Here is a 19,235-nt window from a genome sequence, read left to right as displayed (position 1 = left end):
ACAAGGCAGAAATGATCAGGGCTGCGACCATTGGTAGCGCAAACCGCTGTCATTATCATCAATCTGGCGCAGCCGGCTCTCCAGTTGCAAGCCACGGATGAGCTCGGCCTTGTCCCCCTGCAATGCGAGGTTGAAGGTGACCTTGTCCCCCTCCAGCTTGCCTATCTCCACCTTGGTGACGCTAGCCATGCCCTGCAGCATCTTCTGCACCGTGATCATGCCGTCTATGCCGGACAAGCCTTCCACCACCAGGGTCTGGCTGGAGGCGACACCCGAGATGCGCGCGCCATAGTTTTGTACCAGCCAAGCCGCCAGCCCATCGGCAAACCCCTGTGCCACCTCGGCCTGGGTGCCGCTGCCACTGCCGCGGGTCAGCTCGGCCAGCTCGCCACCGGCCTTGGGTCCATAGAGGCCCCAGTCTATGCTCCACTTCTCCCCTTCCGGGGTCAGCTTGCCCAGCACCACCATCTCGGCGCCATAACGCTGGCTCGCCTTGAGGATGGGATCGGCGAAGCGGCCCCAGACATCGGTGGCATTGACCGCCATGTTGTCATCGAGATCCATCAAGGGAATGCTGACCGGCAGGCCCATGGCCTGGCTCTGGGTTCGCAGCGCGGAGGCCCAGCCATCGCTGGACTGATCCGGCAGGACGCGGCGCTCTCCCTCATTGATCACCAGCCAGATGGCCACCTGAGGCCGGGCCGGCCCAAGCAGGGCAAATTTGCTCTGGGAGATCAGGGCGTTGACCTTGGCGACGTCAAAGTCGGCCTTGAGAAACTTGACCGGCCCCACGTCCTGATAGCCGTAGTGCTGCACATAGTCGCCAGGGGCGGCCAGCGCCTTGACCACGGCCGGTTGGGTGAGGATATCCCGCTTGCCGGTCACCTTGACCAGCACATCCCCCAACGCCTGGGACTGGGCCGCCACCATGTCGCCGCTGGTGGGCGCCTTGCCCTGATAGAGATCGGTCACCTGAGCGGCCGAGACCATGAATGACAAGCCGCAGCAGAGGGCGGTCACAACACGTTTGAACATGAGAGGAGTCTCGAAATGGGAGATGGTGCTTATGGTAGCGGCAAGGCGCGCATTGCAGCAAGCTGGAGGGGGATAAACAGCAGAGCCGGCGAGGCGCCGGCTCCGATCACCCCTTCCACGTGGGAAGCGGGTCAATGCATCAACTTACTTGGTACCGAAGATCTTGTCGCCGGCATCGCCCAGACCCGGGACTATGTAGCCCTTTTCGTTCAGGCCTTTGTCGACGGAGGCGCAGTAGAGCTCTACATCGGGGTGAGCGGCTTCCAGCGCCTTGATCCCTTCCGGCGCAGCAACCAGCACCAGCACCTTGATGGACTGGCAGCCTTTCTTTTTCAGCAGGTCTATGGTGGCGATCATGGAGCCGCCGGTGGCCAGCATGGGGTCGATGACCAGTGCCAGACGCTCTTCGATGTTGCTGACGATCTTCTCGAAGTAGGGAACCGGTTGCAGGGTCTCTTCATCACGGTAGATACCGACCACGCTGACGCGGGCGCTCGGCATGTGCTCCAGCACGCCATCCATCATGCCCAGACCGGCACGCAGGATAGGCACGACCGTGACCTTCTTGCCCTTGATCTGGTCAACTTCCACTGGCCCGTTCCAGCCATCGATGGTAACCTTCTCGGTTTCGAAGTCAGAGGTCGCTTCGTAGGTCAACAAACTGCCCACTTCTTTGGCCAGTTCACGGAAACGCTTGGTGCTGATATCGCCTTCACGCATCAGCCCGATCTTGTGTTTGACCAGGGGGTGTTTGACTTCAACGACTTTCATTATTATCTCCTCTAACTGCCGCAAAAAAATCGCGGAATCATACAACAAAAGCCGACGCTTGTAGAGCTTTTCCACGCAAAAACGCGCAAACGATTTCCTTTCTGCTTTTACCCGGCCACTGTTAGAATACGCCCCGAATTTTACCCTCCACTTCTTTATATGACGGGGAATACGCGTGACTGACAAAACCTCACTGAGCTACAAGGATGCCGGCGTAGATATCGATGCCGGCAATGCACTGGTTGAACGTATCAAGGGCGTGTCAAAGCGCACTCGTCGTCCTGAAGTCCTTGGTGGTCTTGGCGGCTTTGGGGCCCTGTGTCAAATCCCTGCGGGCTACAAGGAGCCGGTACTGGTCTCCGGCACCGACGGTGTGGGCACCAAGCTGCGTCTCGCCATCGATCTGAAAAAGCACGATACCGTCGGCATCGACCTGGTGGCCATGTGCGTCAATGACCTGATAGTGCAAGGCGCCGAGCCACTGTTCTTCCTCGACTACTATGCCACCGGCAAGCTGGATGTAGACACGGCCGCCGCCGTGGTCACCGGCATAGGTGCGGGCTGCGAGCAGTCCGGCTGCGCCCTGGTGGGCGGCGAAACCGCCGAGATGCCGGGCATGTATGAAGGGGAAGACTACGACATCGCCGGTTTCTGCGTCGGCGTGGTGGAGAAGAGCGAGATCATCGACGGCAGCAAGGTCGGTGACGGCGATGCCCTGATCGCCCTGGCCGCCAGCGGCCCCCACTCCAACGGCTTCTCCCTGGTGCGCAAGATCCTGGAAGTCTCCAAGGCAGACGTGCATCAGCCACTCGGTGATACCACTTTGGCCAACGCCCTGCTGGAGCCGACCCGCATCTATGTGAAACCGGTACTCAAGCTCATCAAGGAGTGCGAGATCCACGCCCTGTCCCACATCACGGGTGGCGGCTTCTGGGAGAACATCCCCCGCGTGCTGCCCGCCAACACCCAGGCGGTGATCGACGAGCAGAGCTGGCAGTGGCCGGCGGTGTTCAGCTGGCTGCAGCAGGCCGGCAACGTCACCCGCCACGAGATGTACCGTACCTTCAACTGCGGCGTCGGCATGATCATAGCCCTGCCTGCCTCCCAGCTGGAGAAGGCCCTGACCCTGCTCAAGGCGGAAGGCGAGAACGCCTGGCACATCGGTCATATCGCCAAGGCTGCCGATGGCGAGGAGCAGGTCATCATCCGATGAGCCCGATGACACGCATCTTGGTGCTGATCTCCGGCAGCGGCAGCAACCTGCAGGCCATCCTCGACAGTTGCGCCAGCGGCAAGATTGCCGGCGAAGTGGTCGGCGTCATCAGCAACAAGGCCGATGCCTATGGTCTGATTCGCGCCAAAGAGGCCGGGGTGGCGACCTCCATTCTGGCCCAGCAGCAGTTTGCCAGCCGGGATGACTACGACCTCGCCCTGCAGGCGTTGATGGCGGACTATAAGCCGGACCTGGTGGTATTGGCCGGCTTTATGCGGATCCTGAGCGCCCCCTTGGTGCGCCACTTCGCCGGACGCATGATCAACATCCATCCCTCCCTGCTGCCCAGGTATCAGGGGCTGCACACCCACCAGCGCGCCATCGACGCCGGTGACAGTGAGCACGGCGCCAGCGTCCACTTCGTCACCGAAGAGCTGGATGGCGGCCCGGTGATCCTGCAGGCCCGCGTCCCCATCTTCGAAGGGGATGACGCGGACGAGGTGGCAGCCCGGGTGCAAGTGCAGGAGCACAGCATCTACCCGCTGGTGGTGCAGTGGTTCTGCGAGGGAAGGCTGAGAATGCAAGGTGAAGCCGTCCTGCTGGACGGTGCCGCGCTTGGCCCGGCAGGTTATGCCAGCGAGTAGCGGAAACACCGAGATGTGAAAAGGGAGGCCTGTGGCCTCCCTTTTTTGTCCTTTGCAGTACAGCAGCCATCGGCCGGCGCAGGACTTAAACCGGATTGTCGATGTCGATAAAGGTCACCTCCAGCCCGTGCACCGTGGCAAGCCACTCCCCCAACGCCTTGATGCCGTAACGCTCGGTGGCGTGATGGCCGGCGGCGTAGAAGTGCATGCCCATCTCGCGGGCTGTGTGGATGGTCTGCTCGGAGGCTTCGCCCGAGATGAAGGCATCAATCCCCTGCTCCGCCGCCAGATTGATATAACTCTGACCACCGCCGGTGCACCAGGCCACGGAGCGGATAAGCTCGGGACCGCTGTCACCGCAATACAGCGGTTCACGGCCGAGCCGCTCTGCGATGAGCTTCGCAAAGTCGCTGCCGCTCATGGGCTCTTCCAGCTTGCCCACCATGGCGACACTCTTGCTGTTCCAGGGCTCCAGGCCGCGGCGTACCTTGATGTCCAGCAGCCTGGCGAGTTGCGCGTTGTTGCCCACCTCGGGATGCACATCGAGCGGCAGATGGTAGGCAAACAGGTTGATGTCGTGGGTCAACAGGGTCTTGAGGCGGCGCTGCTTCATGCCGGTGATCTGGGCCGGTTCGCCGCTCCAGAAGTAGCCGTGATGCACCAGGATGGCATCGGCATCGGCGGCCACGGCCGCGTCGATCAGGGCCTGGCTGGCGGTGACCCCGGTCACCACCTTGCGAATGCGCTCGCGCCCCTCCACCTGCAGGCCATTGGGGCAATAGTCTTTGATGGCGTGGGGTTCGAGCAGATGGTTGAGTAGGGTTTCGAGTTTCCGATGAGAGATCATAAGGGTCCCTTGTTGAGGCCAGGCTCCCCTGCTCTACCAATAAAAACAGGGTCCAGGCACAAAGCGCCGAGGACCCCATGATAATCGAGCCAGACCGCCAAGACCATGACAGTTCCCTGGCAGGACACGCCAGCCGCGCGGATAAAGGCACCGGGTCGCCAGGCTCCAGGCGATACCCACTTCGAACTCAGGCGGGCAGATCGATTCCCGCCTCCCGCATCTGGGCCAGCTTGTAGCGCAGGGTGCGCGGGCTGATGCCGAGCCGGTCGGCCACCGCCTTGCGGCTGCCGTTGCAGTCTTGCAGGGTATCGAGGATGATCTGGTGCTCCTGCTGCTTGAGCTCGCTGCCCAGATGCTCGCTGCCACTGCTGCGCTCGCCGCCGGTGAAGCGGATCTCCTCCTCGTCCACCTCTTCCAGGATGAGGTGCTCGCAGCCGATGAGCCCATCCGGGCTCAGGATCAGGGCACGCTGCACCACGTTGTCCAGCTCCCGCACGTTGCCGGGCCAGGGGTGGGCCAGCAGGCGTTCGCGCGCTGCGTCTGTCAGCTGTGGCGTCGGCAACCCCTGCTGGCTGGCATGCAGCGCCAGCAGGTGCTCCGCCAGCGGCAGTATGTCGCCGGGCCGCTCCCAGAGCGAGGTCCAGCGCAGCGGGAAGACGTTGAGACGGTAGTAGAGATCCTCGCGGAACAGGCCGTCCTGCACCGCCTTCTTGAGATCCCGGTTGCTGGTGGCGATGACCCGCACATCCAGCGGGATCAGCTTGCGGCTGCCGAGCCGCTCCACCTCTTTCTCCTGCAAGACCCGCAGCAGCTTGGCCTGCAGCCCCAGATCCATCTCGGTGATCTCGTCGAGCAGCAAGGTGCCGCCCTGGGCCTGTTCGAACTTGCCTGGGCACCCCTGCACGGCGCCGGTGAAGGCCCCCTTCTCGTAGCCAAACAGGGTCGCCTCCAGCATGTTTTCCGGGATGGCGGCGCAGTTGATGGCGACGAAGGTCTGCTCGGCACGGCTGGAGTTGTCGTGAATGTAGCGGGCCAGCACCTCTTTCCCCGTCCCGCTCGGGCCTGTCACCATGACGGTAGCCTCGCTTCGGGCCACCCGGGTCGCCAGCTGGAACAGCTCGGCGGTCTTGGGATCCCCGTAGACCACGGCGCGCTTCTCCACCTTCTGGGCCGGTACATAACGGCTGACCTGGTTGAGCAGCACTTCGGGCGAAAACGGCTTGGCGAGGTAGTCGATGGCCCCTTCGCGCATGGCGCGCACGGCCCCGTCTATGTTGGCGTAGGCGGTCATCAAGAGCACAGGCACCTGGGGATATTGCTGGCGAATGTTGGCCAGCAGGGTCAGGCCATCCATGCCCCCCATCTGGATATCCGAGATCACCATGTCAAAGCTCTGGCGCGACAACGTCAGCAGGGCGCGCTCGCCGCTGTCCGCTTCTCGGCACTCGTAGCCGCCGAGCAACAGGGTATCCACCAGCGCCTCGCGCAGGCCATTGTCATCTTCCACGACCAGAATACGGGCCTGAGTCATGCGACACCTCCAAGCTGCACCGCTTGCTGATGCAGGGGGAACGACAGGGTAAAGCAGGTGCCTTCAGCGGGCACTGAGGCCACGCTGACCTCCCCCTGATGGGCACGTACCACGGATTGCACCACAGCCAGACCCAGGCCTGTGCCCTGGGAGCGGGTGGTGAAGAAGGGTTCGAAAATCTGGTTGAGCAGGTGAGCGGGCATCCCCTTGCCATTGTCGAGGATGCGCATCTCCACCCGGGCGCCGCTGCGCACCGCACTCACCAGCAGTGAGGTAGCCCCCGCCTGCTGGGCGTTGGCAATCAGGTTGTTGATGGCCCCCGCCAGCGCATTGCTGTTGGCGAGCAGGCAGAGATCCGGCTCGGGCGCCTCCATGTGCAGCTCACAGCCCTGCTGGTTGCAAAATGCCTCGGCACCGGCCTGCACCTCCGCCAGCAATCCCTGGACCGAGATGGGCGTCACCACCTGATTGTCACCGTTGCGGGCGAACAGCAGTATGTCGTTGATCTGTTTCTCCAGATCCTTGAGCCGATCCATCAACTTTTGCTGGAACTGGCTGCGCGACTCGGGCTTGAGGGTGCGGTTGGCCAGGTTGGCCGCATAGAGCATGGCGGCGGAGAGCGGTGTGCGGATCTGGTGTGCCAGCGAGGCGGCCATGTTGCCCAGGGCAGACAGCCGCTTCATGTGGTTGACTCTGTCCTGCAGTTTGCGGGTTTCGGTGAGATCCGTGATGAACACCAGCTGACCGGGTTGATCCGGCAGCGGCTGGGTCGAGAGCTGCACCCGACGGCCGTCGCGCAGGGAGATCTCGTGACCGTCATCCTCACGGGGCTGGAAACAGCGAGCGATGATCTGGCGCCAGGCCTGGCCTTCCAGCGGCTCCCCCAGCAGCGCCAGAGCGGCGGGGTTGGCACGGGTGATGCGCCCCTCGCCATCGAGCAGCAATACACCGGTCGGCAGCGCCTGGAAGATGGCGTAGAGCTGGCTCACCTCGTGAGACTGGAGTGGATTGTCTTGCTGCTGGGCTGTCATAAAGCTGACCTCAAACTGGCTATTGGGTCAGGTTATTCAATTTCCATGCCACTAAAATTATCACTAAAAATCAAAGCCTTGAACAAAGGCGTCAAGGCTTTGACCCTTATACTTCCTTGCTCATCCCGTATTTTTTCATCTTCTCCACCAGGGTGGTACGACGCATGCCGAGCAAGTCGGCGGCGCGGGCCACCACCCCGTCCTGGGACTCCAGGGCCTGGCGGATCAGCTCCACCTCGAGGTCGGCCAGCATCTCCTTGAGATTGACCCCCTCCTCCGGCAGCTGCATGGCACGGGAGTGGCTGGCACTGTGCTCCAGCTCGGGAGGATCCTGGAACACGGCGGCCAGCGCGTCGCGCTCGTCCATCTCGGTCAGCCGTTCATCCCTCGGCTCACACGGCAGCAGACGATAGCGGCTCGGCAGGTCGGCCACGTCGACTATCTGCTGCGGGTAGAGGATGAGCAGTCGCTCCAGCAGGTTGGAGAGCTCGCGCACGTTGCCGGGCCAGGGGTACTGCATCAGGGACTCCAGGGCCCGCTGGGTCAGGCGAATGATGCCCTGATGCTGCTCGGCATGGCGGTTGAGCAGCTCCTGCAGCAGCAGGGGAATGTCGTCGATGCGATCCCGCAGCGGCGGCGTCTCAATCGGGAAGACGTTGAGGCGGTAGTAGAGATCTTCACGAAAGCCCTGGGTGCGGATCATGGCCTCCAGATCTCTGTGGGTGGCCGCGATGATGCGCACGTCCGCCTGGATCGGCTTGCCACCCCCCACCCGATCGAACAGCCGCTCCTGCAATACCCGCAACAACTTGACCTGCATCGGCAAGGGCATGTCACCGATCTCGTCGAGGAACAGGGTGCCACCCTGGGCCAACTCGAAGCGGCCCCGGCGGGCGGCGATGGCGCCGGTGAAGGCGCCCTTCTCGTGGCCAAACAGCTCGCTTTCCAGCAATTCGGCCGGGATGGCACCGCAGTTGATGGGCACGAAGGGACCCCCGCTGCGGGGAGAGAGCTCGTGAATGGCGCGGGCCACCACCTCCTTGCCGGTCCCGGATTCCCCCAGGATCAGCACGTTGGCCTCTGTCTCCGCCACCTGGCTGATGAGACGGCGCACCTCCTGGATACCCCGCCCCTTGCCCACCAGCAGACGCAGCAGCGCCTGGCCCTTGTCGTGAGTCTGTTGACGGGGATGCAGGGAGACAAACGCCTGACAAAAGTGCAGATGGCGAGTGAGGGATTCGTAGGTGAAGGGAGCTTCGGCGACGCCGATGAAGTTGCTGTTGGGGAAATCCGCCTCTACCAGAGACAGGAAGGGTACCCGGGGAAAGCTGGTCAGCAGCTCATCCAGCGAGCGGCCGGTCAAGGTTCCCGCCAGCACCCCTTGCAGCGGGCCGGACGACTCGATGGCCACATCCAGCTCGTTCTCGACTATCTCCTGCCACGGGATCCCCATGAACGAGAGCACAGTGCCCAACTGTTGGCGCCGCTGCGCATCGGCATCAACAATCAATACTCCCATCGCCATCATATACATCCCTCTTATAATCGACGTAACTTATTGTTTTATTGTGCTTATGTGGTCTAGCCACGCACTTTATGCAGGAGGCACAAAGTGCCAAAATTCCGACGCATTGTCAAAAATTGTCGCATTTAACCTAAGTTTATCGACGCAACTGCGGAATAAGATAAATTTTGTCGCCTCTTTTTTTGATGAGAGGCGCAAACAAGCGCAAGAGACGGGACGAGCAGCCACCCGTTCCCGGCACCATGACGAGGCCGGGAACGGCGACAGGGGGTCAGTGACGGGCGTTCGTGTGAGGCGCGGCGTAGCGGCACTCGGGGAAGCGGCTGCAGGCCATGAACAGGCGGCCGGCATGAGGCCCTTTTTTGGCCTCCCGCTCGACCAGCGGGGCATCGCAGCGAGGGCAATGAGGCGCCTGGTGCGGGTGATCGTCCTCTTCGTCGTCCACCTCGGCAAACAGGTTGTCCACCAGTTCGCTGTCTGTGGCAGAGACCAGGGCACTCCTGACCGGGGTCGTGACGGTCGACATGGTCGAGGAACTGGAAGGCGAGCGGCCGCCATGACGGGTCTCTTCCGTGTCGACGCCATCCAGCAACAGGGGACTGAAGGTCGGCTCGCGACGCTCGCCCGGCATAAGATCGTCGGCCAGCGGCGCGGTCGTCTTGATCAACAGCGGCAGGATCAGATCCCGCAACTCTTCCACCTGATAGTGGCTGCTTGCCGGGATCTGCAGCAGCGGCAAACCGGCGCTGTCGAAGGCAGCCTTGAGGAAGCTGTCCCTGGCTCTGCGCTTCTGCTGGCGGTGGGAGCTGTCATCGAGTTCGATGGCGCAGATGAAGGAGAGATCGGCCGGGTGGCAGAGCAGGTAATCCAGGTGCTTGGCGCTGATCTTGTTGAACGCCTGCTGCCACTTGCTCTTGCCCATACCCGCCTCAGGGGTGAGCACATCGGCCACCCGCACCTTGGCAAACACCCGGGCCTTGTCACCGACCGCGAGATCCAGCACGCCGAGGAAGGAGCGCTCGGCCGGACTGAACAGGGTCTCCTGCACATCATAGGGCAACGGCTTGCCTTTCTTGCCTCGGGTCCAGAAGACCGCCAGCAGGAGCAGCACCAACAACACCAATCCCGATACGACAAGGGTATTCATGAGCGCACTATCCAGTTCACAAAACAAAAGAGGGGCATCACTCTACCACAGGGGCCCAGTGGCAGGCAGCGCTGAAACATGGCCCTTCCCCTCCCTTCTGCGCTTTTTCACCCTATTTACGCCGGGCGGGGCTTCATATGGCCTGTCACAGCAGGCACAATGCTACAGAAACCCAATTCCAAGGAGAGCAGGATGCAAAAGCAATTGGTCGTGACAGTGATAGGCACAGACAAACCCGGCATAGTCGAGAGTCTGGCGGATGTCATCACTCAGCAGCAGGGCAACTGGCTGGGCAGCTCCATGAGCGAGCTGGCGGGGCAATTTGCCGGCATCCTGCACGTGACAGTACCCGACGAGCACTACCGCAGCCTGTGCGAGGCGCTGGTGATGCTGCCCGGCCTCACCGTCAGCTTTGCCGAAGGCCAGCCCGGCCAGGAGCCGGAGCGTCAGGTGATGCTCAGCGTCACCGGCAACGACAGGGCCGGCATAGTCCACGAAGTGGCCAGCATATTGCGCCAGCTCAACATCAACGTGTCCGACCTCACCACGGGTTGCGAGCCGGCCCCCCACTCCGGCGCCCCGCTCTTCTACGCCCATGCCCTGGTGGCCCTGCCGCCCCAGCTCGAACTCGACGATCTGATCACTGCGCTGGAGTCTCTCTCCGACGATCTGGTGGTCGACATAGACCAGGCGTTCGCCGACTGAGCGGCTGGTCATCACACTGTCATATTTTCACGCCATTACTGCCGCGCAGACGCGACCCGACCACAGAGGCATCACATGAGCACCGACAAGCAGTATGAAGAGAAAGAGCTGAGCTGGCTCTCATTCAATGAACGGGTGTTGCAAGAGGCAATGGACAAGACGGTGCCCCTCATAGAGCGGGTCCGTTTCCTGGGGATCTTCTCCTCCAACCAGGATGAGTTCTTCAAGGTGCGGGTGTCGGACGTCAAGCGCCGCATCCTGATCAACGAGGTGCACGGCGGCGACGACGAGGCCAAGGTGCTGCTGCGCGCCATCCAGCAGAAGGTAATGGCGCTCGGCGAAGCGTTCGACAACACCTACAAGGAGCTGTTGATAGCGCTCGCCCGCCACAACATCTTCCTGGTCAACGAGAGCCAGATCTCCGAGTCGATCCAGCAGTGGCTGCGGGTCTTTTTCAGGGAGAAGGTGCTGCGCCACATCATCCCTATCCTGCTCAACAAGGAGGTCAACCCGGTCAAGTTCCTCAAGGACGAGTACACCTATCTGGCCATAGAGATGAAGAAAAATGGCCAGGTGATCCAGTACGCCCTGGTGGAAGTGCCGACCGACGATCTGCCCCGCTTCTTCCAGCTGCCGCCGGAGGGCACTCGCCGCAAGAAGCAGATCATCATTCTGGACAACGTCATCCGCTTCTGTCTCGACGAGATCTTCAAGGGCTTCTTCGACTATGACGAGATAGCCGCCTACGCGGTCAAGCTGACCCGGGATGCCGAATATGATCTCTCCGACCAGCTGGATCTCAGCCTGGTGGACAAGATGAGTGACGGCTTGAAGCAGCGCCTCACCGCCATGCCGGTGCGCTTCGTCTACGAGCGGGAGATGCCCGCCGCCATGATAAGCTTCCTGAAGCTCAAGCTGCAGATCAGCTCCTACGACGCCATCATGCCGGGTGGGCGCTATCACAACTTCAAGGATTTCATCGGCTTTCCCAACGTGGGCCGGGATTATCTGGAAAACCCCAAGCTGCCGGCCCTCGATTGCCGCGACTTTGACGGCTTCGTCAACGCCTTCGATGCCATCGCCAAGCAGGACATACTGCTCTACTACCCGTACCACAAGTTCCACCACTTCACCGAGCTGGTGCGCCAGGCGGCGTTCGATCCGGCGGTCAGCGCCATTCGCATCAACATCTACCGGGTCGCCAAGAAGTCGCGCATCATCCACTCCCTCATCGATGCCGCCAACAACGGCAAGAAGGTGACTGTAGTGGTGGAGTTGCGCGCCCGTTTCGACGAGGCGGCCAACATCGACTGGGCCAACATTCTCACCGACGCCGGGGTCAAGGTGGTGTTCGGGGTGCCGAGCCTCAAGATCCACTCCAAGCTCTGCCTCATCACTCGCCACGAACATGGCGAGGCGGTGCGCTACGCCCATATCGGCACCGGCAACTTCAACGAGAAGACGGCGAAGATCTACACCGACTTCTCCCTGCTGACCCGACACCCGGACATCACAGCCGAGGTGGAGGGGGTATTCGAATACATCGAGTACCCCTATAAACGTTACAAGTTCAACCACCTGCTGGTCTCCCCCATCAACAGCCGCCGTCAGCTCTATCGACTCATCGACAACGAGCTCTCCAACGCCAAGGCGGGCCAGCCCAGCGGCATCACCCTCAAGATCAACAACCTGGTGGACAGGGACCTCATCAACCGGCTCTATGCCGCCGGCCAGGCCGGGGTGCCGATCCAGATGATCATCCGCGGCATGTGTGCCCTGCGCCCCGGAGTGCCGGGTCTGAGCGACAACATCCAGGTGATCAGCATCATAGACCGCTTCCTCGAGCACCCGCGGGTCATGGTGTTCCACAACAAGGGCAACCTCCAGCTCTATATCTCCAGTGCCGACTGGATGAGCCGCAACATAGATGGCCGGATCGAGGTGGGGACCCCCATCTACGACGAGCGCCTCAAGCAGCGCATCCTGGATATCTTGCAGCTGCAGCTCAGCGACACCTGCAAGGCAAGGGTCATAGATGCAGACCAGCAAAACGCGTATGTGAAACGGGGCAACCGCCGCAAGATCCGTTCTCAGGTCGCGATTTACGACTACCTCAAACGCATAGAGTCAAACAATGGACAATAGCCTGTACGCCGCCGTGGATCTTGGCTCGAACAGTTTTCACATGGTGATCGCCCGCCTCAACGAGGGACGTCTGCAGATCGTCGATCGCATCAAGGAGCGGGTCCGGCTGGCGGAAGGAATGGATGCACAGCGCCGCATGTCGGTGGAAGCCATGGGCCGGGGGCTCGAGTGCCTCGCCCTGTTTGCCGAACGACTGACCAACATCAAGCCGGATCAGATCCGCATTGCCGGCACCTATACCCTGCGCCGCGCCAGCAACGCCCGCGAATTCGTGAGCGAGGCGACCAAGGTGCTGAACCATCCCATCGAGATCATCAGTGGTCAGGAAGAGGCGCGCCTCATCTATCAGGGGGTTGCCCATACCCAGCATATCGAAGGCCAGGTACTGGTGGTGGACATAGGCGGTGGCAGCACAGAGCTCATCATAGGTGAGGGGTTCGATCACAAGGCACTCACCAGCCGCAAGATGGGCTGTGTCAGTTTCACCCAGAGCTTCTTTGCCAACGGCAAGCTGAGCGAGAAGGCCTTCAACAATGCCGTACTGGAGGCCCAGCATCAGCTCGCCCCCATCATCAACCAGTATCGCAAGCTGGGTTGGCAGAGTTGCCTCGGCAGCTCCGGCTCGATCCGCACCGTGCGCGACGTGCTGCAAGGGGAAGGCTGGACCGATGGCGCCATCACGCTGGCGGGGCTGGAGCGGCTCAAGCGGGAGATGCTCGACCACAAGCGGGTCGATCAGTTGAAGCTTGCCGGCCTGACCGAGGAACGCCAGGAGGTGTTTGCCGCCGCAGTGGCCATACTGCTCGGGCTCTTTACCTCCCTGCCGATCGATCGGATGGAGTATTCGGACGGCGCCCTGCGCGAAGGGCTGCTGTACGAATTCGAGGAGCGCTTGCAGCACCACGACATTCGCGAGCGTACCGCACTGGCGCTGTCCACCCACTATCGCATCGACAAGCGTCAGGCCAACCGGGTCGAGCAGAGCGTGTTGACCCTGTTCGATGCGCTGAGCGGTCCCTGGGAGATGCCGGAGGAGCCCTACCGCGCCATCCTCGGCTGGGCGGCGCGACTGCACGAGATTGGTCTGGCCATCAACTACAGCGGCATCCATCGCCACTCCGCTTACATCTTGCAGAACACGGATCTGCCCGGCTTCAACCAGGACGATCAGGCCCTGCTGGCGGCTCTGGTGCGGTTTCAGCGCAAGGGGCTCAAGCTCTCCGAGCTCCCTCCCCTGCCCAACCACGACGAGCAGACTGTGCTGCGTTGCATTCGCATCCTGCGCCTCGCCGTGGCGGCGCACCACAGGCGCCAGGACAACCTGTTGCCGGAATGGAAGGTACAGGCCGCCGAAGATCAGCTGGTGGTCACCCTGCCGATCGATTGGTGCGACGAGAACCGCCTGCTGATCCAGAACCTGGAAAAAGAGCACCGTTATTGTCAGGAGCAGGGCTGGCCACTGCTGTTTCAGCTCAGCTGATCCCGCCTGTTCGGCAGGCAGACAAGCAAAAAGGCAGCCCAGGCTGCCTTTTTGCTGTTTGACTCATCCGCGTCAGGTGCGGGTTACTGCAACTCGGGCAGCAACAACTTGGCCATCTCGAAGTAGATGATGAGGCCGGTACCGTCCACCAGGGTGGCGATGAAGGGGGCAGACACCACGGCCGGGTCAATCCGGAAGCGACGCAGCACCATGGGAATAATGGATGCCACAGTGGCGCTCCACAGCACGATGGCGATGATGGTAAAGGTCACAACCATGCCGATCTCGGGACCGACGCCCAGGCTCCAGGCCCGGATCCAGGCTGCCACTGCAATCGCCGCAGAGATGAGCAGACCGGTGGAGAGCTCCTTCTTCAAGACAGTCCCCAGGTTGCGCATGCTCACTTCGCCAACCGCCATGGCGCGCACTATGGTGGTGGTGATCTGGGTACCACTGTTACCGCCGGTACCTATGAGCAACGGGATGAAGAAGGCCAGCGCGATGGCGGCTTCCAACTGCTCCTCGAACGCCCGCAGCACAGTACCCGTATAGGCTTCGGCCACGAACAGGATCAACAGCCAGCCGATCCGCTTGCGCCACAACTGCCAGGGGGTCGCCTGCAGATAGGGAGTATCGAGCGGCGAGGAACCACCCTGCATCTCGGCATCCTCGGTGGATTCGAGTTCCAGGATGTCGGCGGCATCATCCACATGGAAGATACCCACCAGCTTGCCCTGCTCCTCCACCGGCAAGGTCGAGATGTCGCGGTCGATCAGCAGGCGTGCCGCCAGCTCCTGATCCGCCCGGGCATTGATGCGTACCGCATCCCTGTCCATCAGCTCGCTGACCGGCAGCAGAGGATCCGCTATCAGCAAGGATTTGAGCGCTATGCTGCCGAGCAGGCGATTCTCGGTGTTGACCACATAGAGGTGCTGGAACAACTGGGCGTTGTCCCAGGCATCGTGGATCAGCTGCTTGGCACTGCCCACCGTCTCCTGATCGCCGATGGCCAAAAATTCATGGCGCATGTTGGCACCGACCGATTCGGTCGGCCAGTCGAGCAGGGAGTAGAAGGTGGACTGCACCGGCTCCGGGAAGCGGGAGAGCAGCATGGTGCGATCACTGCTACCGAGCCGGCGCAGTATGGCCAGCATGTCGCGACGGGGCATGGCCCCTTGCAACAGGCCGACTATGCTGGCGTGCAGCCGCATCAGCAGACGTCCGGCACAATCGGCCGACAACGAGCTGAGCAGCGCCGCACCTTCGGCAATGGGCAGGGTATCGAAGATGCAGTTGAGCTCTTCCGGACGCAGGGTCAGCAGTTGATCGGCACGCTGAACCGGATCCAGATTATTCTCCAGCCAGCCCTGCAGGGCGGCCAGATCGAGCAGTTGATGACGATTGAGTAGAGTCTGTGTTTTCTTCATCACAAATGACCTCATGTGATTTCAGGCTAAGCCTGAGCGCGATCGGATATCCGGTCGCTGTCTGAAAGAAAACAGCAATTTGATTGACGAGTAATAGGCAGGAAATGACGCCGTCCGGCGTGTCATCATCCCCACGTACCAGCTTTAGCACTGTATAACGTATCCGGCATGCCGGAAGCCACTTGGGTTTACACCTTAATCCGATGAAAACTGTCCTGAGCTTGGGCGTCTCTCGACGTCGTGAGATCAGTGGCCTTTGTTTATACAGGAGCCTCGCCTAACGAGATGCTGCAACAAAAAATCAGCACAACCCTCTGTTGTGCGGGCTGAATGATTATCGAATGCGCTGTGTGAGTCAACCCGACAGGGAGGGCTAAATGGCCCACTGCAACAGCTTGTTACAATTGGAGAAAAAGAGGATTTAAACGAGGATATATCGGGGCGGGGCAAACCAGATACGGATGGCCCCCCTGTTCATTGCGTCCCGAAATGCGCTGAACAGGGGTGGAAAATATCAGCGAATATAGTCAAACAGGGTCAGTTTGCTTATTTTGCTGAAGGAGAGCTGGGAGGCGCTCAAGGCCGCATCCTCTTTGGACAAGGCGGCAATGACTTCATACAAGTCCGCCTCGGAAACCTTGGCCCTGGCCTGCTGATTGAGGGTACTCAGCCCCTCGTTCGAGCCCAGTACCTGCTCCAGGCTGTTCATTCTGCCGCCAATCTCACCCAGCCCCTGATCGACATTCAGCCGGGCATTTTTCATGTGGGAGGTGGCATCCGCCACCTTCACCTGAAAGGTGTCCGGGGTGATGTTGGGATCCTGCAGCGCCGTAATGAAGTCGGACATGCCATCCAGAATGTTGTTGTTCTGGGGCGGGTCCAGCACAAAGTTTTGCGCGGCGCCCCCTGCGGGCAGATCCAGGGTCAACTCCAGGCCATTGAAGGGGATCTTGTTGCCTGCCACATAGTCACCGCTTTGCAGCAGGGTGCCGCCGCCATCCCGTATCTCATAGGTATCCGGTGCGCCCGCCGCCGTGGTCACCGTATATTGGTTGCTGGCCAGGGCAGGGTCATAGTTGTTGCGATAAAAGCTGTCGAAGTTGCCCTGATCAGCCACTCCGACCTGAATATTGGCGCTGCCCGCACTGCTGGTCCTGCGGGTCGGCACGATTTCAAACAGATTGAAGCCGGAGTCATTGGCCGCGATTTGCACCGTCGGAGAGACCTGGATATTGCGTTGGCCCGTATCCCCCTGGAAGAGGTAATTGCCGCTGGCATCCTTGACGAAGGGCTGGGTCTTGCTCTGGTTGCCACCAAAAATGAATTCGCCCTGGGAGTTCTTGCTGTTCATCAGATCGAACATCTGCTTTTGCAAGCCTTCCAGCTCGCTGGCGATCGCCTTGCGATCATCGGACCCCACCGCCGAGTCGTTCGCCTTCTGGATCAGGGTCTGGGCGCTGGTCATGGCGGTATTGAGTGCAGTCAGCACCGTTTCTTCATGGCCCAGGCTGTTCTCAAGCAGGCTGCCATTGACGCCATACTGCTTGAACAGGTCTATCTCCTTGGTCAGCGCCATCTTCTGGCTCATGCCGGAGGGGTCTTCTCCCGACGTCTTGAATTTATCGCCACTCTGCAGCTGTTCATAAGCCGTGCTCAGTCTTTCATTGGCGTTGTTCAGGGAAGAGATATTCCGGTTATAGACCATGTTGGTGGTGATACGCATGAACTTACCTCACTGATGACAACAGGGTGTCGAAGATGGTCTTGGCCGTGCTGACCACCTGGGCCGATGCCGCATAAGACTGCTGGTAGCGGATCAGGTTGGCCGCCTCTTCCTCGAGACTCACCCCGGAGACGCTCTCGAAAATACTGGTGCTCTGGGTCAGCTTGGCCTCGTTGGCCTTGAGCAGCGTCTTGGCCTGGCTGGTGTTGTTGCCCACCCCTGTCACCAGGCCGGAATAGGCCTCGTTGAAGGTCATCTTGTCATTGCTGGTGCCCGTATTGGTGCTCTTGCGCACCAGATCCTTGTTCTGCAGCTCGGCCAGTGCCAAGCCATTGGCGTTATCGGCGAAACCATCCTGATTGTAGCTCAGGGTGAAGCTGTCTTTGGGCTCCACGGTCCCGGTGATACTGAACTCGTAGCCGGGTGTCTGCTGCGGATTGGCGTAGACATTCGCCCCGGCCGGGAAGGGATTCACGATGGCCGACATCAGGTTCTGGCCCTTGCTCGAGGCCGGTGCCACTCCTATCAGAGTGGTGCCATTCGCCGCATAGACTTCGTAGTTGCCGCTGTTGTCGACCTTCACCACCTGGGGAGCCGTCGGATCCAGGGTATTGGTACCAAACCCCGAGCCAGTGCTGGTGTTGAAGATGCCGTTGAGCTTGATCTCGGCAGAGCCGAAGTTGTTCTTGCTCTTGTCCGCCTTGAGGGGCGATGCCAGCGCCAGATCCTCGGGGCGGGTGGCAAGCTGCCCCAAGCCGGCGGCCGCCCGCTTGGTCGGCTGCAGCAGGATGCGATCCCCTGCCGCCGGCGTGCCGGACAGGTCAATCTCGATGCCATGGCCCGGGAGCTGGAACTTGGCCGGGGGCGTGGTGCCCGTCGCCAGCGAGGTACGATTGCCATCCTTGTCCAGCGAAAACACCTCGTAACCCGTGGCGCTGCTGAACTGCACCTCGTAATCGAAGGTGGTCACTTCACTGCCCTTGCCGGGCACGAAATTGACCTTGGCGGCGCCCGTACCTGTGTTCTGGTCATAAGGCAGGCCATCGCTGACGCCGAGGGAAAAGAGATCCCCCCCCAGCTCGTTATCCAGATCCATGCCCAGCCGGTTCTGCTGGTTCATGGCATCGGCCATGGCCGCGGCCAACTGACCCAGTTCGCGCTTTGCCGGCTCCAGATCGCGGCGGGCGGAGAACAAGCCCCCCACACCGCCACCCATGGTGCTTTCGTTAATACTGGTCTTGTTGGTTCCTGCAATCAGCTGCAGCTCGGACTCGCGGGAATCAGGATTACCCGGCACGACGCTGAACTGGGCCACCCCGCCATTGAGTACCAGGGAGTGACCCGTGCTCATGTTGACCAGCATGCTGCCATTGGCCTGGGGCACAGTGCGGATCTCCATCTTCTCGGAGAGCTGGCGGATGGCTTCATCCCGCTGATCGAACAGCATCAGGTTCTCTTCCGGCGAGCCCTGGGTTCGGATGATGGCCTGATTCAGATCATTGATGCTGTTGATGAGGCCGTTCACCCGCTTGGTCTCGTCACCTATGGTGGTGTTGATGGTGTCGGTCTGCTTGTCCAGCTGGGCCGACAGGGTATGAAAGCGGTTGACCATGCCGCTGAGCTCGCTCAGGGTGGTCTTGCGGCCGGCAATGTCGGCCGGCGCTTCGTTGGCGGTGTGAAACGCCTTGAAATAGGAGGTAATGGCGGCACCGACGCTGTTGCTGGTATCCCCCAGCAGGGTATCGGTATTGGAGAGCTGCTCGTAGTGGGTGGCCGAGGCAAAATAGGCGGAGGTATCGCGCCGCACTTCGCCCTGGGCATAGGCATTGATGACCCGCTCGGTCAGCATGTCGCCCGTGCCCAGACCGACGGAATTGGTATAGATCAGGGTACGTTCACGCACATAGCCCTGGCTATTGACGTTCACTATGTTGTTACTGGTGGTCTGCAGCAGTCGCTGCTGGGCCATCACACCCGAGGTACCAATTCCAAGCAGATCGCTTGCCATGAC

Annotated in this window: 15 protein-coding genes and 1 riboswitch; of the genes, 5 read left to right on the top strand and 10 right to left on the bottom strand. The window is 61.0% G+C overall.

What is annotated here, in order from left to right:
• Positions 1-15 precede the first annotated feature (15 nt).
• Complete coding sequence (locus CK910_RS12830) at positions 16-1,035, bottom strand: DUF2066 domain-containing protein (protein WP_098983516.1); 1,020 nt, start codon at positions 1,033-1,035, stop codon at positions 16-18.
• Between the two features lie 144 nt (positions 1,036-1,179).
• Positions 1,180-1,806, bottom strand: a complete 627-nt coding sequence (gene upp / locus CK910_RS12825; RefSeq protein ID WP_043137488.1) for a uracil phosphoribosyltransferase — start codon at positions 1,804-1,806, stop codon at positions 1,180-1,182.
• Between the two features lie 175 nt (positions 1,807-1,981).
• Here upp and purM point away from each other — a divergent pair, with 175 nt between their 5' ends.
• Together purM and purN are read left to right on the top strand one after the other, a co-directional pair.
• Positions 1,982-3,019 (top strand): phosphoribosylformylglycinamidine cyclo-ligase, encoded by a 1,038-nt coding sequence (purM, locus tag CK910_RS12820; RefSeq protein ID WP_043137490.1) that lies wholly within the window; start codon positions 1,982-1,984, stop codon positions 3,017-3,019.
• Between the two features lie 5 nt (positions 3,020-3,024).
• Entirely contained in the window at positions 3,025-3,663 is a 639-nt protein-coding gene (purN, locus tag CK910_RS12815; protein WP_098985079.1) for a phosphoribosylglycinamide formyltransferase, read from the top strand.
• An 85-nt stretch (positions 3,664-3,748) separates the two neighbouring features.
• On the opposite strand, the gene CK910_RS12810 is transcribed toward purN, so the two are convergent.
• The 5 genes from CK910_RS12810 to CK910_RS12790 form a co-directional block, all read right to left on the bottom strand.
• Positions 3,749-4,510: a Nif3-like dinuclear metal center hexameric protein gene (locus CK910_RS12810; protein WP_098983513.1), complete on the bottom strand. Its 762-nt coding sequence runs from the start codon at positions 4,508-4,510 to the stop codon at positions 3,749-3,751.
• 187 nt (positions 4,511-4,697) lie between these two features.
• On the bottom strand, positions 4,698-6,041 hold the full coding sequence (locus CK910_RS12805) for a sigma-54-dependent transcriptional regulator (RefSeq protein ID WP_098983510.1): 1,344 nt from the start codon (positions 6,039-6,041) through the stop codon (positions 4,698-4,700).
• Entirely contained in the window at positions 6,038-7,072 is a 1,035-nt protein-coding gene (locus CK910_RS12800; protein WP_043137499.1) for a sensor histidine kinase, read from the bottom strand. The genes CK910_RS12805 and CK910_RS12800 overlap by 4 nt, the downstream gene beginning before the upstream one ends.
• Positions 7,073-7,178: 106 nt before the next feature.
• Positions 7,179-8,600 carry a sigma-54 dependent transcriptional regulator gene (locus tag CK910_RS12795; RefSeq protein WP_043137501.1) on the bottom strand — a complete coding sequence of 474 codons (1,422 nt, stop codon included), beginning with the start codon at positions 8,598-8,600 and terminating at the stop codon, positions 7,179-7,181.
• Positions 8,601-8,868: 268 nt separating this feature from the next.
• Positions 8,869-9,744: a DUF2726 domain-containing protein gene (locus tag CK910_RS12790; protein ID WP_043556654.1), complete on the bottom strand. Its 876-nt coding sequence runs from the start codon at positions 9,742-9,744 to the stop codon at positions 8,869-8,871.
• A gap of 192 nt (positions 9,745-9,936) precedes the next feature.
• On the opposite strand from CK910_RS12790, the gene CK910_RS12785 reads away from it, so the two are divergent.
• The 3 genes from CK910_RS12785 to ppx all read left to right on the top strand — a co-directional run bounded on the left by CK910_RS12785 (position 9,937) and on the right by ppx (position 14,074).
• Positions 9,937-10,449, top strand: coding sequence for a glycine cleavage system protein R (locus CK910_RS12785; RefSeq protein WP_043137512.1), 513 nt, complete (start codon positions 9,937-9,939; stop codon positions 10,447-10,449).
• Between the two features lie 75 nt (positions 10,450-10,524).
• Positions 10,525-12,594 (top strand): polyphosphate kinase 1, encoded by a 2,070-nt coding sequence (ppk1, locus tag CK910_RS12780; RefSeq protein WP_098983505.1) that lies wholly within the window; start codon positions 10,525-10,527, stop codon positions 12,592-12,594.
• The gene (gene ppx / locus CK910_RS12775; RefSeq protein ID WP_098983502.1) at positions 12,584-14,074 is read left to right on the top strand and encodes an exopolyphosphatase; all 1,491 of its coding nucleotides are present in this window, start codon (positions 12,584-12,586) and stop codon (positions 14,072-14,074) included. Before ppk1 ends, ppx begins: the two co-directional genes overlap by 11 nt.
• A gap of 83 nt (positions 14,075-14,157) precedes the next feature.
• On the opposite strand, the gene mgtE is transcribed toward ppx, so the two are convergent.
• The 3 genes from mgtE to CK910_RS12760 all read right to left on the bottom strand — a co-directional run bounded on the left by mgtE (position 14,158) and on the right by CK910_RS12760 (position 19,232).
• Complete coding sequence (gene mgtE, locus CK910_RS12770) at positions 14,158-15,501, bottom strand: magnesium transporter (RefSeq protein WP_043137519.1); 1,344 nt, start codon at positions 15,499-15,501, stop codon at positions 14,158-14,160.
• A gap of 122 nt (positions 15,502-15,623) precedes the next feature.
• Positions 15,624-15,793, bottom strand: a riboswitch (M-box (ykoK) riboswitch).
• Between the two features lie 222 nt (positions 15,794-16,015).
• Positions 16,016-17,224 (bottom strand): flagellar hook-associated protein FlgL, encoded by a 1,209-nt coding sequence (flgL, locus tag CK910_RS12765; RefSeq protein ID WP_098983499.1) that lies wholly within the window; start codon positions 17,222-17,224, stop codon positions 16,016-16,018.
• Positions 17,225-17,228: 4 nt separating this feature from the next.
• Complete coding sequence (locus tag CK910_RS12760) at positions 17,229-19,232, bottom strand: FlgK family flagellar hook-associated protein (RefSeq protein WP_098983497.1); 2,004 nt, start codon at positions 19,230-19,232, stop codon at positions 17,229-17,231.
• Positions 19,233-19,235 lie beyond the last annotated feature (3 nt).

The organism is Aeromonas sp. CA23 (genome assembly GCF_002587065.1).
Taxonomy (GTDB): domain Bacteria; phylum Pseudomonadota; class Gammaproteobacteria; order Enterobacterales; family Aeromonadaceae; genus Aeromonas; species Aeromonas bestiarum.
The sequence above is the reverse complement of the archived record's forward strand: the minus strand, read 5'-3'. Positions and strand labels throughout refer to the sequence as shown.